The sequence below is a fragment of the Gordonia namibiensis NBRC 108229 genome, assembly GCF_000298235.1.
GTDB classification, from domain to species: domain Bacteria; phylum Actinomycetota; class Actinomycetes; order Mycobacteriales; family Mycobacteriaceae; genus Gordonia; species Gordonia namibiensis.
This window is the reverse complement of record NZ_BAHE01000006.1, coordinates 165,517-191,489: the sequence shown is the minus strand read 5'-3', so window position 1 is coordinate 191,489 and position 25,973 is coordinate 165,517. Positions and strand designations below refer to the sequence as shown.

The following is a 25,973-nucleotide window of genomic DNA, read 5'->3' as shown; positions in this document are numbered from 1 at the left end:
CCATTCGGAGGGTGAAGTATGCACACGTCCTGGACGCTCCAGGCCTTTTCGCATGTCCGGAGTCGGCGCAGCGTGAGCCTGTTGCTGGCGGGTCTGCTGTTGGCGGGAACCGCCTCGATCGGAGCGTTCACTGCGCCGGCCACGGCGGCGCCGGGTGACCCGCCGCCGCCGTTGAACATGCGTGAACTCGGCTCGTCGCCGACCATCTCGTTCCCCGGGCAGCAGGGCGAGGTCAGCCTCTCGCTCGCGGTTCCCCAGGGCCTGACCCCCACCGAGATCCGCGGAACCGCGCAGTTCCCGACCTTCGTCACCGGCGGCACCGTCGACGTGCTGCAGGAGGGTCGGCTGATCTCGCGCACCCCGATCGATGCGGCGGTGAACTCGCCGATTACATTGCCGCTGCGCGGTATTCGCGTCGAACGCAACGCTGCCGACCTAGTCCTGCGGACCTACCTGCGTACCGCGGGCTCCTGTCTGTTCGACGACCGGTCGGGATTCTCGATCCGGAACTCGACGGTGTCCTACTCGGGTCGCGAGGCGACACCCGAGACCGTCGCCGATTTCCTGCCGCCGATCCTGCGCAAGCTCACCATCTTCGTGCCCGACGACGTGCAGCCCGCCGAAGGCGCCGCGGCCGTGGCTCTCGCGACCGCGGTCGTGGCGAACTACGGGTCGGCGACGGTCGACGTCGAGGTCGCCTCCATGCGGCGCGGAAGCGCGGCACCCGAGCCGGCGGTGGGCCCCCTGGAACGTCAGGTGGTCATCTCCACCACCATGCCCGGGGGCCTGAGCCTCGGACCGGGCGCCGGATGGCCGGTGCTGCGGATCGGGGGCAGCGCGGAGGAACTCCCGGCGCAGGTCGAGTTCCTCGCCTCGGATCTGTCGTCGATCGCGGTCAGCTCGGCCGCCGTCGCCGGACCGCCCTTCGCCGCACCGCAACTCGCGCCCGCCGTGAGCAGCCTCGCGGACCTGGGCGTCGGCGACCAGCTCGTCACCTCCTCCGGGTGGCCCTCGATCTCCTTCGGCATCGACCAGGCCCGGCTCGGCCGGCCGTCGAAGGACGTGCGCCTGCAGCTGTCCGGTACCTACACCCCGCTGGGCGGCCAGATCGCGGTGTCGGTGGGACAACGCGTGATCGCGTCCTGGCCGGCCGACGCGTCGGGCAGCTACAACCAGTGGGTCGATGTCCCGGCCGACGTGCTCGGTCGCTACACCGAGGTCACCGTCACCTACAACCACGGCGACGTCGGCGAGGAATGCGGTTCCGGTGTCCGCACTTCGCTGAGCCTGAGCTCGGCCGGTGAGGTCCGCTCGGAACCCGCCGACCCGCCGACCCCGCCGGGTTTCGCCTCGCTGCCCCAGGCGCTCATGCCCCGTACCTCGCTCGCCTGGACGAACGGCGGCGTCGCCGACGTCGCACGCGCGGTGGAGATCATGTCGGGTCTGCAGCGGCTGTCGGCGGTCCGCCTCGGGGTGGACATGGTGTCCGTCGACGACGCCATGGCATCGAGCGCGCCTGCGGTGATCATCGCCGCCGACGGCCGTGGCCTGCCCGATCTCACGCTGCCGGTGACCGCCGACGGCCAGACCCTCACCGTGCTCAACGCGGATGGCAAGCCGTCGAACGTGGTCCTGACGCCCGGCGTGAGGTTCGGCTCGCTGCAGGTCGCGCGTGACGCCGGCCGGACCGTCCTGGTCGCGACGTCGACCCGGGATGCCGCCGACCTCGACGCTGTCCTGCGCCGGCTGTCCGCCGATCCCGACCGCTGGTCGGCCCTGAGCGGGGTGGCCCTGCTGCAGGTGTCCGGTCAGGAACCGGTCGTGGTGCCCGGCGACGGACAATCGCAACCGGCCGACTCGTCGTCGACGGGTACGTCCTGGGTGACGGTGACACTCGTGGCCGTCGGGATCGCGGTGGTGGCCGCAATCGTGGCGACCGTCGTAGTGCGCCGTCGTCGTCGCGCACATGTAGGGGACTGACTCTCAGTGGTCTCCACGATCACGAAGACCGTTGCGGCGGCCACGGAGAAACGGCCCGGCGAGTTCATGACCCTGCGGTGGCTGTTCCTGATCGGCTGCACCGTGCTGGCCTTCTGGAACACGATTCTGGCGGTCGTCGACGAGATGCAGGCACAAACGCTGATCGTGTACGTGCCGGTGCTGATCATCCTCTGTGTGATCGCGGCGGTGGGTGTCTCGTGGAAGCGCGTGGACGAGCCCCCCATCTACGATCGCCAGACCGACGTGATCGTCGGGATCGTCGTGCTGATACTTGCCCTGGCGTTGAAGTCGTTGGTGAACCCGCGATACGCCCGTTCCTATCTGACGACGCACATGGATCTGCTGGCGCTGTGGTTGTTCGTGCTCGGTGCGGCGGTCCTGGTGTTCGGTCTCCGCCCGGTCGCGCGCTACCGCTGGGTGTGGCTGCTGTTCCTGCTCGTGTTCCCCATACCGATGCGCGCACTACTGCTGGCGATGGGCGGTACATCGCCGATCGCGGGGTTCATCCTCGTGCTCGTCGCGATGGCGGCGACCGCGATCGCGGTCGGGTCGGGGCGTCAGCGCAAGGCGGCCGCGGCGCTCATCGCCGGAGCCATCGGCCTGGGCACGCTCGGGTTGCTCTACCTGGTGAACACCCCACGCAACCTGCTCATCCCGGTCCCGGCGCTGGTGGCTGCGCTGGCAGCGACCAGCCTGATGCTCTACGACCACCGGCGGCAGGGCGGGCAGGAGTGGGCACCGCCCGCACCCGCCGAGCTGACGCCGCCCAAGGTCGCGGCCGTCGGCCGTCCCCTGCTGGTGGTGCTCGTCGCCGCGATCGCGCTGGCCCTCGTGCCGACCCCGGCGGTCGGCAGCACGTGGCAGAGCAACCTGTACCCGCAACTGAAGGTCGGGGAGCTGCTCGTAGTGCCCGCCGGCTGGCGGGAGGAATCCGCGGAGGTCCACCGCTGGGGCTCGAAGTTGTACGGACCCGGCGCCTCACTCATCCGGCAGATCATGGTCCAGGGCACCGGAAGCCGGGCCTACGACAAGTTCGGCCGGCCCCGCCGGGTCGCGGTCGACAGCGTCGATTCGAGACGACCGCTGGCGCTCGAGGTCTACCCCGACCTGTTCCGCTATGACCTGTCCGACGAGCGGGTCAGCGAACCCGTTCGGGTCGCGTTGCCGATGGGCGTCGACGGCAAGATCTGGAACGTCGTCGACGACAAGCGTTACCTCACCTACACGGTGGTCTCGTGGTGGTGGACCAACGGCAACCGAACCGAGCAGGTCATGCTGTGGGCCGTCGACAATCATGAGGCCGACGCGTACTTCCCGGAACCGCGCGTCACGATCCTGGCGAACATCGACGCGCTGATGACGGTGCTGCTACGCGGCGACGCCGTTCTCCTCGACAGCAATCCGCAGTACAAGGATCGGGCGCTGCTCGTGGACCTCGCCGGCGACCTGATCAGGACGCAGCTCGAAGCGGGCGCGGGGGAGGAACCATGAGCCGCAACCGTATCGACGCACCCGGAATCGCGAGGAGCACTCGCCCCACCCGACCGGTGCGAGAACTGCTCGTCGACGAGGAGTACCGCGCCGAGGCACTCCAGGACGCGGTGAACCGGCTGCGTGACGCCGACGAGGACATGTCGGCGTCGGTGCCGTTCAACCGCACCCAGAAGATCATCGGGTTCACGATGCTCGGCGTCGTCGCGCTCCTGATGGTCTTCTTCCCGGTCGGCACGAGCGCGACCCTCGTCTCCGTCGCCACCGTCGCCTACGTCATCACCATCGCCGACCGGCTGGTGATCTTCCGTCGCGGGCTGGTCAACGGCGCCATCCGGGTCACCGACGAGCAGGCCCGCTCGATCCCCGACGAGGAGTTGCCGTCCTACACCGTCTTCGTCCCTGCCTACGGTGAGCCCGAGGTGGTCGGCGAACTCGTGGCCGCGATGGAAACCATCGAGTACCCGCGAGAGAAACTGCAGGTGCTGCTGCTCCTCGAGGAGGACGACGAGCCGACGATCGCCGCGGCTCGCGACGTCGAGAGGACCGGGATCGTGACCGTGGTCCTCACGCCGCCGGCGCAGCCGCGGACCAAGCCGAAGGCGTGCAACTACGGGATGCACTTCGCGACCGGCGACATCGTGACCATCTTCGACGCCGAGGACAAGCCCGAACCGCTGCAGCTACGGCGAGCGGTCTACGTGCTCAACAACACCGACGACGAATCGGTCGTCTGCGTCCAGGGCAAGCTGAGCTTCCACAACGTGCGCGAGAACCTCCTCACCGAGTGGTTCACCGCCGACTACGGGATCTGGTTCGGCTTCCTGCTGCCCGGCATGATGGTCAGCCGCGCGCCGATCCCGTTGGGCGGCACGTCGAATCACTTCAAACGTGACGTCCTCGACCGCATCGGGGCCTGGGATCCCTTCAACGTCACCGAGGACGCCGACCTCGGCGTGCGCATCGCCGACCACGGCTACCGCACCGTCGTGCTGGATTCGGTGACCATGGAAGAAGCCAACGTCGACGCCATCAACTGGGTGCGGCAACGATCCCGTTGGTACAAGGGCTACATGCAGACGTGGCTCGTCCACATGCGGCATCCGGTCAAGCTGTGGGACATCCTCGGCCCGGTCGCCTTCGCCCGGTTCACCTTGCTCATCGCCGGTACACCGTTGATCGCCTGCCTCAACATGGTGTTCTGGCTGATCCTGGCGCTGTGGATCAGCGGCCAGCCGATGATCGTCTCCGAACTGTTCCCCGGCCCGATCTATTACCTGGCGTTGGCATCGATGATCCTCGGCAACGGGGCCGCGATCTACATGAACCTGATCGCGATCCGCGAGGACGGCCGCAGCGACCTGCTGGGCTCGGCGTTGCTCATCCCGCTGTACTGGCTGATGATGAGCGTCGCCGCCATCAAAGGCATGTGGCAGATCCTGGTCAATCCGTCGTACTGGGAGAAGACCTATCACGGTCTGTCGACGAGCCACGGCGAGTCCTCGGACAGCGCCGGCCCGGGCCCCGACGACGATCCGGACGGGGCGACCAGCGACACGGCCACCACCGGAGATGCATCATGAGCCGCCGGTTGCAGGTCGGATCGGTGATCTTCCTGGCCGCGTGGCTGCCGTACCTCGTCATCGGGGTGTACCTGGCGACCGAGGTGCACTGGTTCTTCGGCGACGCCCTGTCCCGGGTGCAGTCGGCGCAGAGTGTGCTCTTCAGCCGGAGCCCGCATCTGTCGGCCATCGGATTCGTCTTCACCCCGCTCACCGCGATCGTGCAGCTGCCGCTCGTCGCGCTGTCGCCGTGGTGGCCGGAGATGACCACCCAGGCGCTCTCGGCGGTGATCATGTCGTCGGCGTTCATGGCCGGCTCGGTGGTCCAGGTGTCCGGGATCGCGCGCGACCGCGGACTGAATCCCTATGTCGCAGGGCTGTTCACGGTCTGTTACGCGGCCAACCCGATGGTCGTCCTGTACGCGGCCAACGGGATGAGCGAGGCGCCGTACCTGTTCTTCCTGGCCTGGGCGTCGAGGCGACTGCTCCGCTGGATCTCCACCGACGACGTCCACGAACTCGTGGTCACCGGAATCGCCCTGGCCCTCGCATATCTCACCCGCTACGACGGGGGAGCGGCCGCGCTGGCGGCCGGGCTCGTCGTCGGCTGGGTCACCTACCACCGGCGGGATCCGGTCAAGAAGATGTCGCGCAGTCTCGTCGACATGACACTGGTGGTCGCCCCGAGCGCCCTGGCCTTCCTCGCCTGGGCCGCCACCGGCTGGCTCATCACCGGAAACGCCTTCGCCCAGTTCACCTCCGAATACGGTAACGCGGCCATCATCGAGCAGTCGGGCGGCAGCGGATCGTCCACGTTCGTCGAGGCGATCCGGTTCTCCCTGACCGAGATGGCCATCCTCGCGCCGCTGCTGCTGTTCCTGGTCATCGGGCAACTCGTCGTGCGTGTGCGCCGGCGTCGGCTCCTGCCGATGCTGCCGGGCATGATGATCGTCGCGGTGCTCGCATTCCAGGTCTACGGCTATTCGCGGGGATCGACCTTCGGCTTCCTGCGGTTCTACATGACCGTCGTCCTGCTCGCGGCGATCGTGGCCCTGCTGTCGGTCCCGCTGCGCAAGCCCGTCCCGGCGCGACGGGAAGGAGCGCATGCGGTTCACGTGGTGCCGCAACCCTTCACGTCCCGGTGGGCCTACCCGGCCGCAGCCGGGATCGCCGTCGTGGTCATGGCCGCCGCGATCCCGGTGACCGCGATGGGGATGACCTCGCCCAAGTACGCACCGCAGGAGTTCGCGGTGGGCTCGGTGGTCGACCCGCGACCGCAGTCGGTCGAGAAGAAGTACCTCGACGAACAGCGCGTCGTACGTTCCTTCTCGACCGAACGCGCGCTGGCGAAGTACCTGGACTCGCTCGAGCTGCCGGACGGGGCGGTCCTGAGCGACACCGTCTACGGCTTCGCGGTGGTCGCCCAGTCCGAGCGGCCGCGACAGTTCGTCATCCCGTCCGACCGCGACTTCGCACAGTTGCTGAACGACCCGGTCGGCGGCGGGGTGCAGTACTTCCTCACCGTCCCGGACGAGGGCCGCGGGTCGTCGGACGCCATCAACCAGCGCTACCCGACGATGTACGAGAACGGCGCCCAGATCGGGGTCCTCACTCTCGAAGCCCCCAATGACGGTGCCGATCTACCCGATTGGCGGGTCTACCGGATCACGGGCTGAGGGCCTCAGCCCTCGAACCGGGAGACCCTGGCGCGCACCACATCCCACGCGGGGTCGTGCGGCCCGATGTCGTAGGTGCATTCGGAGGTACGGGGATCGGGGACGAAGGACCAGAGCAGAGCGCCCGCGGCGCCGGCCTCTCGCCGCCGCGACATGGCGGCGTCGACGCGCCGGGCGCGGGTCTCCAGAGACAGGCACGAACCGGCTTCGACGCCGATCTCGTTGACCACCAGCGGTTTCCCGAGCCGACGAGCCTGATCGATCCGGGCCGACAGGTCGCTGCCCTGCGGTTCGGGATCCGGGTCGGTGGTGGAGCTGTAGTCGTGGAAGTCGAGGACGTCGATCCCGTCGGAGCGGCCGACCTCGAGGTAGCCGTCGCCGGCGATCCCGCACTGGTCGCCGCCCACGAGTCCGGAGAAGATCGGGCGCGAGTCGTCGAACGACCGCAGATGTGCGCCGGCCCGGTCGAAGAACGAGCGCAACACCGCCGGGGCGTCGGCGGGACACACGCGCCGCTGCCAGTCACAGGACTTCCCGCAGATGCCGGGTTCGGGCTCGCCGACGAGCTCCCAGCCGACGACCGACGGTTCGTCGCGCCAGCGGGACACCGCGGTCTCGATCCACTTGGCGTACGTCAGATGATCCCGGGAGGGGGCGACGGGGGTGGCCTTCGACCGCCACCCGTCCACATAGAAGTCCCGCTCCTTGAACCGGCCGTCCTCGCAGTCCCCCGAGCCGCCGGCAAGGACCGGCAGCACCAGTTGCTCATGTCGTCCGGCCGCTTCGAAGACCCGGTCCAGCGGTTCGAAGTTCAGCAGTCCGGTGTGTTTGTCGAGTGCGAAGGACGAGTAGAGGTTGAAACGCGTGAGGGCCCCGGGGGGCAGCGCCGCGAAGTAGTCGTCGAGATCGACCTCGGCGCCGCAGCCGACGTTCACCGACCAGTCGGTCCCCAGCTGGTATGCGTTGAAGCCGACGGGCCACCACGGCTTGCCGTCGAGGGTCAGGCCGTCGGGGGTCGCGCGCACGCGTGCGGGAGCCGAGTCGCCGTCTTGGCGTGAGGAATCGGAGCCACATCCGCTCAGGCCGGCGAGCAAGGCGAACACGGTGACGATGAGCACGGTCGTACGTGCGGCCACCGCCCGTCCGGATGTTCGCCAGTGAATCACAGATGCAGGCTACTCGTGCCCTACGGTGGCCGTATGGGGACGAAAGGCTTCGGGGCGATCACGGCGCGAATCTGTGCTTTGACCGTTGTGGGCGGTGTCGCGACCTCATTGTTCCTCGCGGGCTGCGGTTCGGAATCCGACGACGCAGGCGAGCCGCGCGGTGCGTCGTCGACACCGAGTCGGGTGAGTGCGGATTCTTCCCCGACCTCGACCATCACGACAGGTCTGGGCCCCGCGAATCGGTCGACCACCCCGACGGTCGTCTACCGGCCGCCCTTCGTCGAGCGCGTCGAGTGGACGGACACCGAGGTGGGCCCCAGCCTCTCGATCTTCCCGACCACGTCGGGCCGGTACACGCAGGAGCCGTCGGCGATGGACGCGGCGTGGCGGGAGGTCGTCGAACTCGACGCGAGCGCCGACACCCCCGGAATGCAGGCACAGTTCGACTGTCACTGGCGGTTCGCGCGGATCATCGAACCGGAGAAGCCGAGCTGGAACCTGGAACCCGGGCGTCCCGTCGTCTCCGAGGAGGACATGATCGGCGCGCGGTGCAATCCGGGGTTCGCCGAAGAGTATTAGCGCGTCGTGTGTACGCGACGTGAGCCGATGATGCGGCAGACGACGTAGATCACGAACGAGATGATCGTGACGAACACCGAGACCGGGAGTTTCGGTGCGAGCGACATCAACAGGCCGCCGATCGCGGCGACCTCGGCGAAGATCACCGACAGCACCAGCGCCCGCATCGGGTTGGCGGTCACCCGTGCAGCGGCGGCACCCGGGGTGATCAGCAGGGACATCACCAGCAGTGCGCCGATGATCTGGACACCCTGCGCGCAGGCGAGGCCCATGATGATCGCGAACACCACCGAGAGCGTGCGGACCGGGACGCCCTGCGCCTGCGCCACCCGCGGATCGGTCGACGCGAACAGCAGCGGCCGGTAGATCACGGCGAGCACCGCCACCACGATCGCCGTCGTGATCGCGATCGCGACGAGGCCTTCGAGTCCGACGCTGACGACCTGCCCGGTCAGCAGCGCGAAGCCGGTGCCGATCCGTCCGTACAGGGCGAGGAACAGGACACCGATGCCCAGGCCGAACGCCATCACGACGCCGATCACCGAATCGCGTTCGCGCGCCTTGTTGCCGAGGATGCCGAAGACCGCGGCGGCAAGGACCGCACCGATCACGCCACCGAGGTTGACGCTGAATCCCGCGAGCAGGGCGGCGGCAGCGCCCGTCACCGACAGCTCACTGGAGCCGTGGACCGCGAACGACATCTGCCGCGCGACGATCAACGGGCCCAGGAGGCCGCCGATCAGACCCAGCAGCAACATGGCGAGCAGAGCGTGCTGCACGAAGTCGTAGCCAAGCAGGTCGATGGTCGTCGAGAAGTCCCAGAGGTCGCTGAACTGTCGTTCGGCTGCCAGCGAAGTCACGCTCATAGAGGCTGACTCCCGGCCTCGGCGATGTCGACGCAGTGGTGGGCGTCCTCGCCGCCGATCACGATGAGGCGACCGTTGACCCGGAGCACCTCGACGTCGCTGCCGTACAGCTCGCTGAGCGTCTCGGTGGTCATCACCTCGTCGGGGGTGCCGACGCGGAACCGTCCGCCGACCAGATAGAGCACACGGTCGACGTAGGGGAGGATCGGGTTGATCTCGTGCGTGACGAACACGACCGCGGTCCCCGCCTGCTTGCGGCGCTGGTCGATGAGGTCGACGACCACCTGCTGGTTGGTCGGATCGAGGCTCGCCAGCGGTTCGTCGCACAACAGGAGGTCGGGATCGCTCACGACCGCCTGGGCCACGCGCAGCCGCTGCTGTTCGCCTCCGGAGAGGACACCGAGCGGAGCGTCGGCGTAGGGCAGCGAGTCCACCGCGGCGAGCGCCCGGTCGACGAGTTCACGACGGCGCGATCGGCCGCGGAGACCGAGTCCCCACCGGTTGCCGTCGACGCCGAAGCCGACCAGGTCCCGGCCGCGCAGAGCCATCGGGTCGCCCTCGTCGGCGTGCTGCTGCGGGATGTAGCCGATCTTGTCGGTCGTCGCCACGGTGCCGCGGTCGAGCGAGTACTGACGCAGCAGAACACGGAGGAACGAGGTCTTTCCCGACCCGTTGGGGCCGAGGACGGCGACGAACTCACCCGGTCGGATCGTCAGGTCGAGGTCGTCCCAGAGCACGCGGTCGCCGAAGCCGAGTCGCGCACCCGAGAACGTGACCACCGGGTCGGTTCCCGCCGTCACCGCGGTCACTTCTTCTCGGCGTCGAGGGCTGCCGCGAGCGCGTCGATCTGTGCGCGCTGCCAGACGAGGTAGTCGGTGACGCCTTCCGGGAGGGTCTCGGTGAACTCGACCACGGGCACCTTCGCGGACTTCGCGACGTCGAGCATCGCCTGCGTCACCGGGTCGATGGCCTGCACGTTGTAGATCAGGACGGCGGCGCCGCGGGAGGCGAGCAGGTCCTGCATGGCGGCGCGGTCCGCGGCGGACGGCGACTGCCCCTCCTCGACGGCCTGGGTGAACCCGGCGGGAGCCGCGTCGATCAGGCCGGCCTCGGTGAGCAGGTATCCCGCGAGTGGCTCGGTCTGGGCCACCTTCGTGCCGTCGTGCGCCTTGCGGATACCGGCGACCTCGGTCCGGAGTTCGTCGATCCCGCCGGTGAAGGTCGCGGCGTTCGAGCGGTAGGTCTCCGCATTTTCCGGGTCCTGCTCGGCGAGGGCGTCGGCGATCTTGTCGGCGACCTCGGCGACGACGGGCAGATCGTAGAAGACGTGCTCGTTCTCGTCGCCGTGGTCGTGCTCGGCGTGATCTGCCTGGGCGTCCGCGCTGTGATCGTCGGCGTCGTGATCGTGCGCGTCGTGGTCGTCGCTGCGGGTGAGGGCGTAGGCGTCGACGACGGTCGCGCCCGAGGACTCGGCGGCCTGTTCCATATAGGCGTCGTAGTGGCCGCCGTTCATGACGAGGATGTCGGCGTCGGCGATCGTCGCGGTGTCGGCGGCGGACGGCTCGAACTCGTGGGGATCGCCCTCGGTGCTGGAGTAGACGGAGGTGACGGTCGCATTGTCGCCGGCGACGGCCGAGGCGACCGCGCCCCAGACGTTGGTCGACGTGACCACGGTCGGGGTGCCGTCCCCGTTTCCGGAGTCGCTCGAGCAGCCGGCCAGCACCAGCACGGCCGCGGACAGGGCTCCGGCCGCGGCCAGAAGCGTTTTCCTCATGACACCCTTTACGCAAATGACAATCGTTACCGAAAACAGTGTAGGGGATGGCCGGGCCGGACGCGAAGCCGTCGGCGATCTGTGGTGTGCGCTGGTCGAAGCAGAGGGCGCGCGTCACCGTCGGCGCCATTTCTCTAAGGTGGAGACCATGACCTCGAGCCCGTTGCCGCGGCGTGTTGCGCTGATCTCCGTGCACACCTCGCCGTTGGCGCAACCGGGTACCGGCGACGCGGGCGGGATGAACGTCTACGTCTGGCAGACGGCGATCCGGCTGGCCCGACGCGGCATCGAGGTCGAGATCTTCACCCGGGCGACCTCGTCGTCCGATGCGCCGTCGGTCGCGGCGGCGCCGGGTGTGACCGTCCGCCACGTCATCGCCGGCCCGTTCGAGGGTCTCGACAAGCGAGACCTCCCCGCCCAGCTCTGTGCGTTCACCGCGGGCGTCCTGCGGGCCGAGGCGGCGCAGGCGCCGGGTCACTACGACGTGATCCACTCCCACTATTGGCTGTCGGGGCAGGTCGGCTGGCTCGCGCGCGACCGCTGGGGTGTGCCGCTGGTCCACACCGCCCACACCCTCGCCGCGGTGAAGAACGCCGCCCTGGCCGAGGGGGACACCGCCGAGCCGCAGCTGCGCGTCATCGGCGAGCAACAGGTGGTGGGTGAGGCCGACCGGCTGGTCGCGAACACCGAAACCGAAGCGGCAGAACTACTCTCGATGTACGACGCCGATGCCGACCGTATCGACGTGGTGACGCCGGGTGCCGACCTCGAGTGTTACACGCCCGGCTCGTCGGCCGAGGCCAGGTCGATCCTCGGTCTCGATCCCGACGAGACGATCGTGACGTTCGTGGGACGGATCCAGCCGCTCAAGGCTCCCGACCTCCTGGTCGCCGCGATGGCGCCGCTGATGAAGGACGCCGTCGCGTCCGGGCGCAAGCTGCGGCTCCTGATCGTCGGCGGGCCGTCGGGTTCCGGTCTACAGCGCCCCACCGCGCTCATGGATCAGGTTGCCGGGCTGGGGATCTCGGAGTCCGTCACCTTCCTCCCGCCGCAACCGTCGGATCGTCTCGTCCAGGTGTACCGCGCATCGGACCTGGTTGCGGTGCCCAGCCATTCCGAGAGTTTCGGTCTCGTGGCCATCGAGGCACAGGCCTGCGGGACGCCGGTCATCGCCGCCAACGTCGGCGGTCTCGGCGTCGCCGTCGACAACGGCCGCACCGGTGTGCTCGTCAACGGTCATGTACCCGGCGACTGGACGAACGCTCTGGAAAAGCTTCTGGCGCAACCCGATCGCCTGGCCGAACTCGGCCGCAACGCCCGCCGGCACGCCGAGAAGTTCTCCTGGGAGCACACCGTCGACCAGCTCATCGAGAGCTACCGCCGGGCGATGGAGTCCTTCGCCGCCCAAACCGAAGCGGCGCAGAAGGATGCCGAGCAGGCGGCGGCACAGACACCGGGCGGCCCCGCCCGGGCTCGCCGACGCTGGCGTCGGCGGCGCAATCGGGTGACCGCCTGAGGGTCTCGCAGTACCCGTTCCCACCGAGAGGATGTCGTGAGTCGCACCGAGGTCGTCGACCTGCTCGAGAACACACTGACCGAGAACGAGATCGCCTACTCGCGCAAGGGTGGTGGTGGAGCCGACGTCGACCACGTCATCCTGGAACTCCCGGGCGAGCAGAAGCTCAAGACGACGGTCCTGCTCACCGCCAGCGAACACGGGGTCAGGGTCGAGGCCTTCGTGTGCCGCCGACCCGACGAGAACCACGCCGGCGTCTACCGATACCTGCTCAAGCGGAACCGTCGGCTGTACGGCGTCGCCTACACCATCGACAACACCGGCGACATCTATCTCGTCGGCCGGATCTCGGCCGACGCGCTCGGCTCCGACGAACTCGACCGCGTCCTCGGGCAGGTCCTCGAGGCCGCCGACGGCGACTTCAACACCCTGCTCGAACTCGGCTTCCTCTCCTCGATCCAGCGCGAGTGGGCGTGGCGCGTCTCGCGCGGTGAATCCTTGCGCAATCTCCTGGCTTTCGAGCACCTCATCGACAAGGAGGCGCTGCCCGAGGCCGGCGCCCCGCTGGAAGGACGGTACGTCCCAGGCGAGTCCGTGGTCGAGGGAGCGCAGACCTCCAGCGACGAGCCTGCGTCCGACGACTGAGAAGCGGCACCCGGTAATCGCCGGGAGAGCGGCATCGGGTTTCGACACGCCTCGTCGCAAGCTCCTCGCGTACTCAAGCGGTGAGGGTATCGGCGCTGCGCTTCGGTCGTTCGGGGCCGTTCTCGTAGGTGGTGCCCCACGCGGCCGGGGAGATTTGGTTGGATGGAGAGGTCCAGGTCACACCGTGTCAACGAGTGTTGATACGGTAGGCGGGCAAAACCGACCCATCACCGGAGGTGCCATGAGCTTCACGAGTCCTTTCCCCGACGTCGAGATCCCCGACGTGAGTGTCTTCGACTACCTGTTCGGGTCGGTCGCGGACGAGGACCGCGAGCGGATCGCCCTGGTGGACCCGAAGTCGGGTTCGACGACCACCTACGGCCAACTGGTCGGTCAGATCGAGGCCGCGGCCGGGGCTCTGGCGTCGCGGGGGATCGGCGTCGGGGACGTGGTGGGCATCCTCTCGCCGAACATCCCGGCGTTCGCGACGGTCTTCCACGGCATCCTGCGCGCGGGCGCGACGGCGACGACGATCAACGCGCTGTTCACCGCGAACGAGATCGCCAAGCAGCTGCGGGATTCGGGCGCCAAGATGCTGGTCACGATCTCGCCGATGTTCGAGCAGGCGAAGGCGGCCGCCGACGAGGTGGGGCTGCCGGCGGAAAGCCTGATCGTCCTCGACGGTGAGGGCCAGGATGCCTCCGGCCATCCGAACGCGATCGACCTGCTGGGGCCGAATCTGCCTGCGCCGGAGGTCTCCTTCGACCCGAAGACCCACGTCGCGGTGCTGCCGTACAGCTCGGGTACCACCGGAAACCCCAAGGGTGTGGCGCTGTCTCACCGCAACCTCGTGGCCAACGTCGCCCAGCTGCGTCCGCTGCAGGGCATGACCGCCGACGACGTGGTGATCGCGGTGTTGCCGTTCTTCCACATCTACGGCATGACCGTGCTGCTCAACGCCGCCCTCGCGGCCCGTGGGTCGCTGGTCATCATGCCGCGCTTCGACCTGGTGGAGTTCCTGGAGAACATCCAGAACCACAAGGTGACGATGGCCTACATCGCGCCGCCGGTCGCGGTGGCGCTCGCGAAGCATCCGATCGTGGACAACTACGACCTGTCCTCGCTGCACACGATGATGTCGGGTGCGGCCCCGCTCGACGACGAGCTGGGCCAGGCCGTGGCCAAGCGTCTGGATCTGCACATGCTGCAGGGCTACGGCATGAGCGAGCTGTCCCCGGTGTCCCACATCATCCCCTTCGACACCCAGGCCACGCTGGGGCGTGAGGATCCGCCGCTGTCGTCGACGGGTTGGCCGGTGCCGAACACGGTGAACAAGATCGTCGATCCCGCCACGGGTGAGGACCTACCGCTGCCGCAGGAAGGGCTCTCCGAGCCGGGCGAGTTGTGGGTGCAGGGTCCGAACGTGATGCTCGGCTACCTCAACAACGACCAGGCGACAGCCGACACCATCGACGCCGACGGGTTCCTGCACACCGGCGACCTCGCTCAGGTCGACCCGACGGGCTGCGTCTACATCGTCGACCGGCTCAAGGAGCTCATCAAGTACAAGGGCTACCAGGTGCCGCCGGCGGAGTTGGAGGCGTTGCTGCTGACCCACGACAAGATCGCCGACGCGGCGGTGGTCGGGGCGATCGATGCGGAGTCGGGGGAGGAGATCCCCAAGGCATTTGTCGTCAAGCAGCCCGAGGCCGAGCTGACCGAGGACGAGGTGATGGAGTTCGTGGCGTCGAAGGTGGCCCCGCACAAGAAGGTTCGTGCGGTGGAGTTCATCGAGGCGATCCCGAAGTCGGCGTCGGGCAAGATCCTGCGCAAGGACCTGCGCAAGTAGGTCCGGCCACCGGACAAAGGCCCGCCCGAGCTGCCGATTTGGTGCAGGCCGCACCCCGCGGATAGTGTTGCTCCTTGCAACGCGGGGTGGAGCAGCTCGGTAGCTCGCTGGGCTCATAACCCAGAGGTCGCAGGTTCAAATCCTGTCCCCGCTACCAGAAACGACCCCCACCAGGTGATCACCCGGTGGGGGTCGATTCATTTCCGGCTCCTCTTCGAGCGACGTCAGTGCATCTGATGCGGCGGCACCTCGTCGTAGCTGATCGCATGGTCACCGGATCGTCGGTGCCACCAGTACGTGACCGCCCACAGGAGCACGCCGAGGAGCAACAGCCAACCGGCGATCACGTACTGCTCGGGATCGCGGCCGGTGACCGGCAGGGTGAGGTACCCGCACGTGACGGCACCGAGTACGGCGATCGGCGTCTTGGTGCGGAAGTGGTTGTGCTCCACTTTGTCTCGCCGGAGGACCAGCACCGACACGTTGACCACCGTGAACACCGCGAGCAGCAGCAGTGCGGTGGTGCCGCCGAGGAGTCCGACGATGGAGCTCTTCGGATCGGCACTCACGTAGGTGAGCAGCAACAGGGCGATGACCGTGGTGAAGACGATGGCCGCGAACGGGGTCCGGCGACCGGGGTGCACATACGACAGGAACTTGGGCAACACGCCTCGTTTCGCCATGCCGTAGAGCAGGCGACTCGCCATCATCATGTTGATGAGAGCGGTGTTGGCGACTGCGAACATCGAGATCCACGGCAGCAGGTCCGACATCGGGAAGTCGGGCGCCGCGGTCTGCACGACGTCGACGAGCGGGGTCTCGCTCTCGGACAGCACGCCCACCGGCACGATCGCCACCGCGCAGATGGCGATGAGGACGTAGACGGCGGCCGTCATGCCGAGACCACTCAGCATGACCTTCGGGAAGATGCGGGTCGGCTCCTTGCACTCCTCGGCCATGTTCACCGAGTCCTCGAAGCCGACGAGCGCGAAGAACGCCAGCGAGGTCGCCGCCGTGACGGCGATGAAGACGTTCTTGTCGTCAGGACTCTCGAAGGCCACCACCGCATCCCAGTGTTCGGCGTTGCCGCCGACGATGAACCAGTAGCCGATGAACAGCACGAGCAGCAGACCGGTCAATTCCACGAGGGTCAGGACGACGTTGGTGCCGACGCCCTCGGCGACGCCGCGGAAGTTGATGAACATGACGAGCAGGAGGAATCCGACGGCCACCGCGAACAGCGCGGGATCGGTGGCGTCAGGGGACTCTCCGCCGCTGAACGCGGTCAGCATGTTCACCGCGAACGCGCGGGAGGCCGTCGTCGCGGACGTGATGCCCGAGCACATCACCGTGAACAACACGATGAACGTGACGATGTGGATGCCGAAAGCCTTGTGCACGTAGAGCGCTGCCCCGGCGGCCTGTGGATACTTCGTCACCAGTTCGAGGTAGGAGAACGCGGTGAGCGTCGCGACCGAGAAGGCGATGAGGAACGGCAGCCACGCCGCGCCCCCGACCTCGCCCGCCACCTGGCCGGTCAGCGCGTAGACGCCGGTGCCCAGGATGTCGCCGATGATGAACAGGAGCAGCAGCTTCCAGCCCAGTACGCGTTTGAGCTCGGGCTGCTGCTCCGCGTTCTTGCCGGTCTCGCCGGCGTTTGTGCTGGCTGCCATGCGATAACGCTAGACCTCGGAAGTGGTGGTCGCCGGGCGAATTGCGGCGATGACCACCAAATGGCCGGACGGTGAGAAGAGGCCTCGGTGCGACTGTGCGAAACTATCGCCCATGAGCAACGGCACCCTGATCTTGATGCGTCACGGCGAGAGCGAATGGAATGCGTCCAACCAGTTCACCGGATGGGTGGATGTGGCGCTCACGGACAAGGGCAAGGCTGAGGCCGTGCGGGCCGGTGAACTGCTCGTCGAGCACGATCTGCTGCCCGACGTCCTCTACACCTCGCTTCTGCGCCGCGCCATCTCGACGGCGCAGATCGCTCTCGACACCGCCGACCGCCACTGGATCCCGGTGGTCCGCGACTGGCGTCTCAACGAGCGTCACTACGGTGTGCTCCAGGGTCTCAACAAGGCCGACACACTGGAGAAGTACGGCCAGGAGCAGTTCATGCTGTGGCGTCGCAGCTACGACACCCCGCCGCCGGCCATCGAGCCCGACGCCGAGTACAGCCAGGTCGGCGACCCGCGGTATGCCGACCTCGACGAGGTGCCGCTGACCGAGTGCCTCAAGGACGTCGTGGCCCGGATGATCCCGTACTTCACCGAGACGATCGCCGCCGACATCAAGGCCGGAAAGACCGTGCTCGTCGCGGCACACGGCAACTCGCTCCGGGCGCTCGTCAAGCACCTCGACGGCATCTCCGACGAGGACATCGCGGGCCTGAACATCCCCACCGGCAACCCGCTGCGCTACGACCTCGACGAGAACCTCAAGCCCCTGAACCCGGGCGGCACCTACCTCGACCCCGAGGCGGCTGCGGCCGGCGCGGCCGCGGTGGCGGCCCAGGGCCAGAAGTAGTCGACGAAAACAGCTTCGACACGCGCGCTCGCCGCCCGGAAACGCCGGGCGGCGAGCGCGTAACACAATCGTCATAGCTTCTTTGGTGTGACGCGCGCTACATTAGACGCTATGGCGGATGTGGGCACCCTTCGGATCGATCATTCACCTGCTCAGGAACGGTATGAGGCGATTCTCGTCTCTGATTCCTTCGGCGAGGACGAGGTGGTCGGGTACCTCGACTATGTCTCCGAGCCCTACCAGGTCGTGCTCACCCACACGGTGGTCCGTGAGCAATACAGTGGGCACGGCTATGCGGGACAACTGGTTCGGTTCGTCCTCGAGGACATCCGGGCGAGTGGCAAGCAGGTCGTGCCGGTCTGCTCGTACGTGCAGCGTTTCATCGAGCGCCATCCGGAGTTCGCCGACATGGCGGTGCCGGTCCCTCAGTGACCCGCCCGGCCGCGTGAGCTCCATCCGCCGACGGTGCGGTGCAGCGGTCGTCGGGTCTTCGGCGAACGGCACGTGAACAGCTGCCGAACAGCTGCGACATCTGTGCAGCTCGCGTTGGTTCCGCCGTAAGCTGGGCCCGTGGCCGCCGCAATCTCAGCCGCGACGATCGCGTTCGTGCTCGCGCTCGTCCTCGGAGTCATGCTGGGTCGTCGTCTCGGCGCCCCCGGGTCGCCCCGACGCCTCGCCCTCGATTCCTGGTTCGGCCGCGCACACACGTCCCCACGATCCGACGCCGTCCTGCCCGTCCCGGCCACCGATCGCGCACAGGTCCCGAGGGTGGTGCCCGCCTCGGCCGAGATCCGCGATTCCGATGTCACGTCGACGACCGCCGACGGCCGGATGACCAAGGCCGGCCTGCTGAGCATGGTCGTCCGCAACTCGACGACCGCTGTCGCCGTGGTCGACGAGTTCCGCGACGTCGTGATGTTCAACCACCGGGCGGTCGAACTGGGCATCGTCCGCGAGATGCTGCTCGCCGACCCCGTCTGGGATGCGGTGAAGGACGTCCTCGACACCGCCGTCGAGCAACATTTCGAGTTCAGCCCGCCGACCTCGACCCTCGGCTTCGTCTCCACCGGCCGCACCCCGCGGCCCACCGTCGAACATGTGCGCTGCCTGGCCAAGGTGGTGGCGCAGGACGATGAGCGGTACGCCGTCGTCTACGGCCTCGACGACACCGAACACAAGCGCCTCGAGGCCACCCGCCGCGACTTCGTGGCGAACGTGTCGCATGAACTCAAGACGCCGGTCGGCGCGATCGGCCTGCTCGCCGAGGCCCTCCTGGAATCCTCCGACGACATCGAGTCGGTCCAGCACTTCGGCCAGCGGGTGGTGGGGGAGACCCAACGGATGGGCAGGCTGGTGAGCGAGCTGCTCGCGCTGTCCCGGCTGCAGGACGGCGACACCCCCGAGTTCACCCGGATCGACGTCGACGAGCTGGTCGACGACGCTCTCGCCGCGGCGACGCTGACGGCCGAGGCGGCGTCCATCGAGCTACGGTCCGACGAACCGCTCGGCGCGACGATCTCTGGCGACCGTGTGCTGCTCATGACGGCCCTGAGCAATCTGATCTCCAACGCCATCGCCTACTCGCCGTCGAACACGGTCGTCTCGGTCAGTCGCCGCATCATCACCGACGCCGGACGTCCGATGGTGGCGATCGCCGTCACCGACCGCGGCATCGGGATCGCCCGCGCAGACCAGCAGCGTGTCTTCGAGCGCTTCTTCCGCGTCGACCAGGCGAGGTCGCGGATGACCGGTGGCACCGGTCTGGGCCTGGCGATCGTCAAACACGTGGCCGCCAATCACGGCGGCACGATCAAGCTGTGGAGCGAACCGGGTACCGGCTCCACGTTCACGCTGTGCATCCCCGAGGACCTGTCCGACGTGGGCTGGTCCGCTGACGACAAGGAATCCGAGAGTTGACCCACGTGCTGATCGTCGAGGACGAGGAATCGCTGGCCGATCCGCTGGCCTTCCTGTTGCGCAAGGAGGGGTTCGAGGCAAGCATCGTCAACGACGGTGCCCAGGCGTTGCCCGCCTTCGACCGCGTGAGCCCCGACATCGTCCTCCTCGACCTGATGCTCCCCGGGATGTCGGGGACGGAGATCTGCAAGGCCCTGCGTGCCCGGTCGAACGTGCCGGTGATCATGGTGACGGCCCGCGACGCCGAGATCGACAAGGTCGTCGGACTGGAACTCGGCGCCGACGACTATGTGACGAAGCCGTATTCGGCGCGCGAGCTCATCGCGCGTATCCGGGCGGTCCTGCGACGCGGCGCGGATGCCGGCGAGGACGACCTCGATCTCGGTGTTCTCGAGGCGGGCCCGGTCCGGATGGACGTCGAGCGACACACCGTGTCGGCCAACGGTGAGTCGATCACGTTGCCGCTCAAGGAGTTCGACCTCCTCGAGTATCTCCTGCGCAACGCCGGCCGTGTCCTGACCCGCGGGCAGCTCATCGACCGGGTCTGGGGCGCGGACTATGTCGGCGACACCAAGACCCTCGACGTGCACGTCAAACGGCTGCGCTCCAAGATCGAGCCCGACCCGGGCAACCCGAAGCACCTCATCACCGTCCGCGGCCTCGGATACAAGCTCGAGGCCTGAAACGGGTGCGCGGTCTCCCGCGCACCCGGGTCACTCCGGAGGCTGCAGCTCGTATTTGACGTCGGTCTCGCGGCGGGCGGTCGCGGCCGTGGTCGCCGGGTGGACGGCGATGAGCCCCAACCCCTTACGACGCCGGCAGGCGGCGGCGAGGGCCTCGTAGGCCGGGGCGCCGAGGAGCTCGGTCAGCTCGGGCGCGTAGGACTCCCACACCTGTTTCGCGCCGACGTGGGCGTCGGGGGATCCCGAGCAATACCACTTGAGATCGTGGCCGCCCTCGCCCCAGCCGCGGCGGTCGAACTCGGTGATCGTCGTCTGCAGGATCTGGGTGCCGTCGGGACGTTCCACCCAGTCCTGCTCACGCCGCACCGGCAACTGCCAGCACACGTCTGGCTTCACGGTCAGCGGCTCGAGTCCCTTGCGCAGGGCCATCGAGTGCAGCGCGCATCCGACGCCGCCCTCGAAACCCGGCCGGTTGAGAAAAATGCACGCGCCCTTGTGAAGTCGCGTCTTGAGCGCCGGCTCGTCGTCGAGGTCGCCCTCCTCGAGATATCCCTTGGGGCCGAGCGGGTTCTTGCCCGAGCCCTTCTTGTAGAACTGCCAGTCCTCCGGGGTGAGCATCGAGACGCCGTGGGCGAGGCGTTCCCGATCGTCGGAGTCGGACAGGTAGGCGCCGTGACTGCAGCAACCGTCGGTCTCGCGTCCGGGCAGGATGCCCTGGCAGGCCGGGGTGCCGAAGACGCACGTCCAGTGCGACAGCAGCCAGGTGAGGTCGGCTCTGATGAAGTGTTCGGGATCGGCCGGATCGACGAATTCGTACCATTCACGCGGAAAGTCGAGTTCGACCTCCGGGGCGGGCGTGATTCGTGGCGCGGACGGCGAGATTGCGGTCACGACTACAACGGTAGCCGGGATCGTGCCGACACGGCGGCTGCACTACCGTTGACCCGTGCGCTTAGGAGTTCTGGACGTGGGCAGCAACACTGTCCATCTCCTGGTGGTGGACGCCCATCGCGGCGGCCACCCGACGCCCATGAGTTCGACCAAAGCGGTCCTGCGTCTGGCCGAACAGATCGACGCCGACGGCCGGATGAGTGACAAGGCGGTGTCGAAGCTGATCGATTCCGTCGACGAGTTCACCCACATCGCGGCGACCTCCGGGTGCGAGCAGATCATGGCGTTCGCCACCTCGGCGGTCCGGGACGCCACCAACTCCGACGATCTCCTCGATGAGGTGGAGAAGCGCACCGGCGTGCGCATCGCGGTCCTGTCCGGCCGGGATGAGGCGCGTCTGACGTCGCTCGCCGTCCGACGCTGGCGCGGCTGGAGCGCGGGCCGCATCCTCGCCCTCGACATCGGTGGCGGTTCACTGGAGATGTCCAACGGCGTCGACGAGGAGCCCGACGTGGCGCTGTCGCTGCCGCTCGGTGCCGGACGACTCACCCGTGAGTGGTTGCCCGACGACCCGCCGGACCGGCGTCGGATCGGTGTCCTGCGGGACTGGCTCGACGCGGAGATGCGCGCCCCCGCCAAGGAGCTCCTCGCGCCCGGTGCACCCGACCTGTGTGTCGGCACCTCGAAGACCTTCCGCAGCCTCGCCCGCCTCACCGGCGCGGCCCCGTCGAGCGCGGGACCCCGAGTCCGGCGCGAGTTGACGACGAGCGGACTCCGTCAGCTCATCTCCTTCATCTCCCGCATGACCCGCTCCGACCGCGCCGAACTGGAGGGCGTGAGTGCCGATCGTGCCGGTCAGCTGGTCGCCGGCGCGCTCGTGGCGGAGGCGGCTATGCGGGCCCTCCGAGTCGATACACTGGAAATCTGTCCGTGGGCTCTGCGGGAGGGTGTGATCTTGCGTCGACTCGATGCGGAACCAGCCGACTCGTTCGAGCCCTCACAGACGACTGGCGCCCGGGGCGGCGTCGGCTGATCCGGTCTGCGATGCCCACGGGCACGCGGGATGGGGGAGACGGTCGACGGTGCGTCCACGAGCGCCGAGAAGTACCCAAGCGGATGCGCTCGACCGGCATCCGGTGACGTTCGAGGACGGAGAGCCACTTCATGTCGAAGGATTCGGAGCCCGAATCTCGACCCATTTCGGTATCGGAACTACTCGCGCGCTCGCAGGCGGCCGGCGGTACGACGCCCACGCGGCGGGACGGTCGCGGCCGTCGACGCGCGGGACGCGACGGTTCGGTCTCGGTCTCCGAGCTGACCGGCGAGATCCCGAAGATCACCGACGCGTCCGCGGCACAGGCCGGGGACACGCCTGCCCCCGTGGACGAGAAGCCCGCCGACGAGAAGGCAACCACTCCGGCCGAACCCGCCGCGGTGGAGACATCCGAGGTCGAGTCGCCCCGGGGCGAGGTCGCCGAGGTCGAGCAGCCGGAGACGGAAGCTCCCGAGGCGGCATCGGCACCGGAACCCTCGACGCCCGAATCGGTCGGCGAACCGTCGGCTCCGGAACCCACCGAAACCGCTGAACCCGAGGCCTCGGGCCCGGAGTCGGCCGCGCCCCGCGCCTGGGGTCCCGCGGGCTGGTCGGGGACCGGGAGTCCCAGTGGTCCGTTCCCACGGTCGGGGAACCCCGTCGCGCGCCGCGCCGCCGACGACCGCCCGGTCGCCGACCGTTCCCGCCCGGACAGTCCGTTCTCGACGACGGGTCGCAACGCCAGCGGCATGCCCGGTTTCGGCGAGGCACCGCCGGCCACTCGTGATTTCAGCTCGGATTCCGTCGCCCGGCGGATGAGCCCGCCCCGCGACTCCGCCCCTGTCGACGAGGAGTCGGCGAACGCGGTGACCGGCATCATCCCGGTCGTGGAGGGCTCCGAAGAGGGACTCGTCGTCGTCGAATCCGACGACGTGGTGACCTACGACCTCACCGAGGTCGACTCCGGTTCCGATCCGCGCGAGCGGGCCGACGGCGGGTTCTCCGACGTCATGGACTTCGACGCCTATCGCAACTTCGCCGACGTGGAGGGCGACGCCGACACCGGCGCTCAGCCGGCAGTCGGTACGAGCGGACCCAAGAAGGGCGCCAAGGCGCTCGGTGGTCTCGCACGCAAGCTGTTCAGCCGGAAATCTGCCGGCGCCGCGGCGGGAACCGCGGCCACGGCTGCCGCAGCGAAGTCGGGTAAGGATGCCGCCCCGGCCGGTGGTCGCGCGCGGGCCGCCGCGGCGCGGGCGCGCGATGACGACGAGAACCCGACCGAGATCATCGCGCCGATCGCGACCCCGGAGGAGGACGCCGCGCCCGCGGGGTCCGCAGCGGACACCCGCGGCGAGGAGACATGGCCCGCCGAGACCGGCGAGACCGAGGACTGGCAGGCGTCGGCCCAGTGGTACGACACCGAGGCATGGTCGGCGCCGGTCGTCGACGAGGAGGACGACCAGTCGAGCGAGACGGTCGAGTCCACCACCGCATCCGAGCCCGTCGACCTGGTCAAGCCCGACACCGCCCGTCTCGCGGAGACCGCCGACCTCGACGAGACCCCCGGTGATGAGAAAGAGGGGCCGTCGGAAGGCGCCGCCCGTACTTCGCCGTCCGCGGAGGACCAGGCCGCGAAGCCGGCGGCCACCGTCGACGAGCCCGACGAGATCCGGCCCGACCAGGCCGAGAGCGAGGAGCGGTCACCGGCCGCCGCGTGGCTGCTGATCTTCGGTCAGGCGGTCGCGGGTCTGGTCGTCGGCATCGGACTGTTCTGGGGCTTCACCGAGCTGTGGCGCTGGAACCCGTACTTCGCACTGGTCCTCGCGGTCCTGGTCATCTTCGGGATCGTCACGCTGTCGCACGTCGTGCGACGCACCAAGGACCTGACCACGACGCTGCTCGCGTTGGGCGTCGGCCTGCTGGTGACCATCGGTCCACTGGTGCTGCTGGCCACGTGACGACGCCGCCCGAGCCGCCTCCGCTCCCCAGACCGGAGATACCCATCGGCCTGTCGACCGCCTCGGTCTACCCGCAGAACACCGAGGCGGCCTTCGCCTACGCCGCAGACCTCGGCTTCGACGGTGTCGAACTGATGGTCTGGGGCGACCCCGTCAGCCAGGACGTCCGTCGCGTCAGTTATCTGTCGGACCACTATCAGGTCCCGGTGCTGTCGATCCACGCCCCGTGCCTGCTGATCACCCAGCGGGTGTGGGGTCGCGACCCGGTCGTGAAACTCGCCCGCTCGGTGCAGGCGGCCGAAGACCTCGGCGCCTCGACCGTCGTGGTGCACCCGCCGTTCCGCTGGCAGCGCGGTTACGTCGCGGCCTTCGACGACCTCGTCGGTGAACTCGAGGACGACAGCGGCGTGGCCGTCGCCGTGGAGAACATGTTCCCGATGCGGGCGGACCGCTTCTTCGGGTCACGCGAGCCCTCCGTTCGCCGACTCCAGAAGCGCGGCGGCGGGCCCGGACTGGCCGCCTCGGCGTTCGGCAAGTCGATCGACCCCACCGACGACGGCTACTCGAACTACACCCTCGACCTGTCGCACACCGCGACGGCCGGCGTCGACGCCCTCGACCTGCTCGATCGCATGGGTTCCAACCTCAACCACCTGCATCTCGCCGACGGCCACGGCGCGGCCACCGACGAGCACCTCATCCCCGGTGACGGCGGACAGCCGTGCGCCGAGGTGTGTCGCCGGATCGCGGAGAGCGACTTCGCCGGCGCGGTGGTGCTCGAGGTCACCACGGGCAGCGCACGCACCAAGCCCGAACGCAGTGCGCTGCTCGCCCGTTCGCTAGATTTTGCGCGGCAGCATCTCAAACGGGAGCTGCACCCCGAGAGCGCCGGCCGGCTCGACATCTGACGCCGGAGATCGTCGCGTCGCGGTCATTCGCCGACGCCGGGGTCGGTACGACGAAAGCGGGACGATGACCAGCAAGATCACCGAGGTACTGGCGTTGACCGAGGTGGACCGCGGTGGTCCCGACTCCATCACCTTGCGCGCTCACATCGACGACACCTTCACCATCGGACCCAAGGTGCACGGCGGAAGCCTGCAGATGGTCGTGGCGAAGGCGGCGCGCACCGCACTGAGCGCCCTCACACCGCCCGACGATCCGAAACTCGCCGACGCGGCCGCCGCGATGATCCCGGTTGCCGTCGCCAGTGACTACCTGACCGCACCCGACGCCGCCGACGTCGACCTCGCGATCTCCGTGCGCAAACGCGGCCGGACCGTCACGGTCCTCCAGGTCGACGCGGTGCAGCAGGGTCGTACGGTCGTGTCGTCGTCGGTGACGATGGCCCGCCCCGACTCCGGCACCCCGCACCACTCCGGGCCCAACGTGCTCGACGGCACGCCCGCCGAACCGCCGTCGACCGGCATCTCACTGGACGGTTCGCCGATCGCCGAGATCAACCACCTCGGCGCGGCGGTCGACCTCGTCCTCGACGCCGAGACGTTCCCCATGGTCCGCGGCGAGACCGGTGAGCCGCTCGTGCGCGGGTGGATTCGCCCGAAGGGCCTCGATCCCGACGAGTACTTCGCGGTCCTGGTGTGCGACATCTCGCCGCCGGTGGTCTTCAACCTCGCGATGTTCGGCTGGGCGCCGACCGTGCAGCTGACCACCTACGTGCGCCGGCATCCCGCGCCGGGCTGGCTGCGGTTCGCCGCGACGAGCACCGAGGTCGGGCCCGGAATGTTCGAAGAGGATCATCTCGTGGTGGACTCGACCGGGACAGTTGTCGCCCAGTCCCGTCAATTGGCACTCATTCCCGCAGGAAGGTAGA

22 protein-coding genes and 1 tRNA gene are annotated in these 25,973 nt (G+C 68.4%); 17 read left to right on the top strand and 6 right to left on the bottom strand.

The genetic code is table 11. The features are described 5' to 3' along the window. The first annotated feature begins 18 nt into the window (after nucleotides 1-18). Genes GONAM_RS03145 through GONAM_RS03130 form a run of 4 tightly spaced genes read left to right on the top strand, consistent with a single transcriptional unit; the run spans nucleotide 19 to nucleotide 6,730 of the window. Complete coding sequence (locus GONAM_RS03145) at nucleotides 19-1,980, top strand: hypothetical protein (protein WP_083876372.1); 1,962 nt, start codon at nucleotides 19-21, stop codon at nucleotides 1,978-1,980. A 6-nt stretch (nucleotides 1,981-1,986) separates the two neighbouring features. Next, entirely contained in the window at nucleotides 1,987-3,492 is a 1,506-nt protein-coding gene (locus GONAM_RS03140; protein WP_006865324.1) for a hypothetical protein, read from the top strand. Further along, a complete protein-coding gene (locus GONAM_RS03135) occupies nucleotides 3,489-5,075 on the top strand; it encodes a glycosyltransferase (protein WP_006865323.1) in 1,587 nt (528 codons plus the stop codon). The genes GONAM_RS03140 and GONAM_RS03135 overlap by 4 nt, the downstream gene beginning before the upstream one ends. After that, on the top strand, nucleotides 5,072-6,730 hold the full coding sequence (locus GONAM_RS03130; RefSeq protein WP_006865322.1) for a glycosyltransferase family protein: 1,659 nt from the start codon (nucleotides 5,072-5,074) through the stop codon (nucleotides 6,728-6,730). The genes GONAM_RS03135 and GONAM_RS03130 overlap by 4 nt, the downstream gene beginning before the upstream one ends. A 5-nt stretch (nucleotides 6,731-6,735) precedes the next feature. Here GONAM_RS03130 and GONAM_RS03125 read toward each other — a convergent pair whose 3' ends face one another. Beyond that, nucleotides 6,736-7,866, bottom strand: coding sequence for a hypothetical protein (locus tag GONAM_RS03125; RefSeq protein WP_006865321.1), 1,131 nt, complete (start codon nucleotides 7,864-7,866; stop codon nucleotides 6,736-6,738). Between the two features lie 63 nt (nucleotides 7,867-7,929). Here GONAM_RS03125 and GONAM_RS03120 point away from each other — a divergent pair, with 63 nt between their 5' ends. Continuing rightward, a complete protein-coding gene (locus GONAM_RS03120) occupies nucleotides 7,930-8,475 on the top strand; it encodes a DUF2599 domain-containing protein (RefSeq protein WP_040535207.1) in 546 nt (181 codons plus the stop codon). Here GONAM_RS03120 and GONAM_RS03115 read toward each other — a convergent pair. The 3 genes from GONAM_RS03115 to GONAM_RS03105 are packed head-to-tail and all read right to left on the bottom strand — an operon-like array spanning nucleotide 8,472 to nucleotide 11,115. Continuing rightward, nucleotides 8,472-9,341 carry a metal ABC transporter permease gene (locus GONAM_RS03115; RefSeq protein ID WP_006865319.1) on the bottom strand — a complete coding sequence of 290 codons (870 nt, stop codon included), beginning with the start codon at nucleotides 9,339-9,341 and terminating at the stop codon, nucleotides 8,472-8,474. The genes GONAM_RS03120 and GONAM_RS03115 overlap by 4 nt on opposite strands. Beyond that, nucleotides 9,338-10,141, bottom strand: coding sequence for a metal ABC transporter ATP-binding protein (locus GONAM_RS03110; RefSeq protein WP_006865318.1), 804 nt, complete (start codon nucleotides 10,139-10,141; stop codon nucleotides 9,338-9,340). Before GONAM_RS03110 ends, GONAM_RS03115 begins: the two co-directional genes overlap by 4 nt. 5 nt (nucleotides 10,142-10,146) lie before the next feature. Then, nucleotides 10,147-11,115, bottom strand: a complete 969-nt coding sequence (locus tag GONAM_RS03105; RefSeq protein ID WP_006865317.1) for a metal ABC transporter solute-binding protein, Zn/Mn family — start codon at nucleotides 11,113-11,115, stop codon at nucleotides 10,147-10,149. Nucleotides 11,116-11,263: 148 nt separating this feature from the next. On the opposite strand from GONAM_RS03105, the gene mshA reads away from it, so the two are divergent. The 4 genes from mshA to GONAM_RS03085 all read left to right on the top strand — a co-directional run bounded on the left by mshA (nucleotide 11,264) and on the right by GONAM_RS03085 (nucleotide 15,282). Then, nucleotides 11,264-12,631, top strand: coding sequence for a D-inositol-3-phosphate glycosyltransferase (gene mshA / locus GONAM_RS03100; RefSeq protein WP_006865316.1), 1,368 nt, complete (start codon nucleotides 11,264-11,266; stop codon nucleotides 12,629-12,631). Between the two features lie 36 nt (nucleotides 12,632-12,667). After that, entirely contained in the window at nucleotides 12,668-13,276 is a 609-nt protein-coding gene (locus GONAM_RS03095) for a type III secretion system chaperone family protein (RefSeq protein WP_006865315.1), read from the top strand. Nucleotides 13,277-13,517: 241 nt separating this feature from the next. Then, nucleotides 13,518-15,125: a 4-coumarate--CoA ligase family protein gene (locus GONAM_RS03090; RefSeq protein ID WP_006865314.1), complete on the top strand. Its 1,608-nt coding sequence runs from the start codon at nucleotides 13,518-13,520 to the stop codon at nucleotides 15,123-15,125. Between the two features lie 80 nt (nucleotides 15,126-15,205). After that, nucleotides 15,206-15,282: transfer RNA gene (locus GONAM_RS03085), tRNA-Met, on the top strand. Nucleotides 15,283-15,349: 67 nt separating this feature from the next. Here GONAM_RS03085 and GONAM_RS03080 read toward each other — a convergent pair. Then, complete coding sequence (locus tag GONAM_RS03080; protein WP_006865313.1) at nucleotides 15,350-16,798, bottom strand: APC family permease; 1,449 nt, start codon at nucleotides 16,796-16,798, stop codon at nucleotides 15,350-15,352. 112 nt (nucleotides 16,799-16,910) lie between these two features. Between GONAM_RS03080 and GONAM_RS03075 the strand changes: the two genes are divergently transcribed. The 4 genes from GONAM_RS03075 (at nucleotide 16,911) to GONAM_RS03060 (ending at nucleotide 20,257) form a co-directional block, all read left to right on the top strand. Then, the gene (locus GONAM_RS03075) at nucleotides 16,911-17,657 is read left to right on the top strand and encodes a phosphoglyceromutase (RefSeq protein ID WP_006865312.1); all 747 of its coding nucleotides are present in this window, start codon (nucleotides 16,911-16,913) and stop codon (nucleotides 17,655-17,657) included. A gap of 111 nt (nucleotides 17,658-17,768) precedes the next feature. Beyond that, nucleotides 17,769-18,089 (top strand): GNAT family N-acetyltransferase, encoded by a 321-nt coding sequence (locus GONAM_RS03070; protein ID WP_006865311.1) that lies wholly within the window; start codon nucleotides 17,769-17,771, stop codon nucleotides 18,087-18,089. Between the two features lie 138 nt (nucleotides 18,090-18,227). Then, on the top strand, nucleotides 18,228-19,574 hold the full coding sequence (locus GONAM_RS03065) for a sensor histidine kinase (protein WP_006865310.1): 1,347 nt from the start codon (nucleotides 18,228-18,230) through the stop codon (nucleotides 19,572-19,574). Then, entirely contained in the window at nucleotides 19,571-20,257 is a 687-nt protein-coding gene (locus GONAM_RS03060) for a winged helix-turn-helix domain-containing protein (RefSeq protein ID WP_006865309.1), read from the top strand. Before GONAM_RS03065 ends, GONAM_RS03060 begins: the two co-directional genes overlap by 4 nt. 30 nt (nucleotides 20,258-20,287) lie before the next feature. Here GONAM_RS03060 and GONAM_RS03055 read toward each other — a convergent pair whose 3' ends face one another. Further along, nucleotides 20,288-21,148 (bottom strand): DUF3109 family protein, encoded by an 861-nt coding sequence (locus tag GONAM_RS03055; protein WP_006865308.1) that lies wholly within the window; start codon nucleotides 21,146-21,148, stop codon nucleotides 20,288-20,290. A 55-nt stretch (nucleotides 21,149-21,203) separates the two neighbouring features. On the opposite strand from GONAM_RS03055, the gene GONAM_RS03050 reads away from it, so the two are divergent. The 4 genes from GONAM_RS03050 to GONAM_RS03035 all read left to right on the top strand — a co-directional run bounded on the left by GONAM_RS03050 (nucleotide 21,204) and on the right by GONAM_RS03035 (nucleotide 25,972). Further along, nucleotides 21,204-22,181: a Ppx/GppA family phosphatase gene (locus GONAM_RS03050; RefSeq protein WP_174310818.1), complete on the top strand. Its 978-nt coding sequence runs from the start codon at nucleotides 21,204-21,206 to the stop codon at nucleotides 22,179-22,181. 131 nt (nucleotides 22,182-22,312) lie between these two features. After that, nucleotides 22,313-24,139 (top strand): Rv0497 family membrane protein, encoded by a 1,827-nt coding sequence (locus GONAM_RS03045; protein WP_006865306.1) that lies wholly within the window; start codon nucleotides 22,313-22,315, stop codon nucleotides 24,137-24,139. Further along, the gene (locus tag GONAM_RS03040) at nucleotides 24,136-25,047 is read left to right on the top strand and encodes a sugar phosphate isomerase/epimerase family protein (RefSeq protein ID WP_006865305.1); all 912 of its coding nucleotides are present in this window, start codon (nucleotides 24,136-24,138) and stop codon (nucleotides 25,045-25,047) included. The genes GONAM_RS03045 and GONAM_RS03040 overlap by 4 nt, the downstream gene beginning before the upstream one ends. A gap of 64 nt (nucleotides 25,048-25,111) precedes the next feature. Next, complete coding sequence (locus tag GONAM_RS03035; protein WP_006865304.1) at nucleotides 25,112-25,972, top strand: thioesterase family protein; 861 nt, start codon at nucleotides 25,112-25,114, stop codon at nucleotides 25,970-25,972. The last annotated feature ends 1 nt before the right edge of the window (nucleotide 25,973 follow it).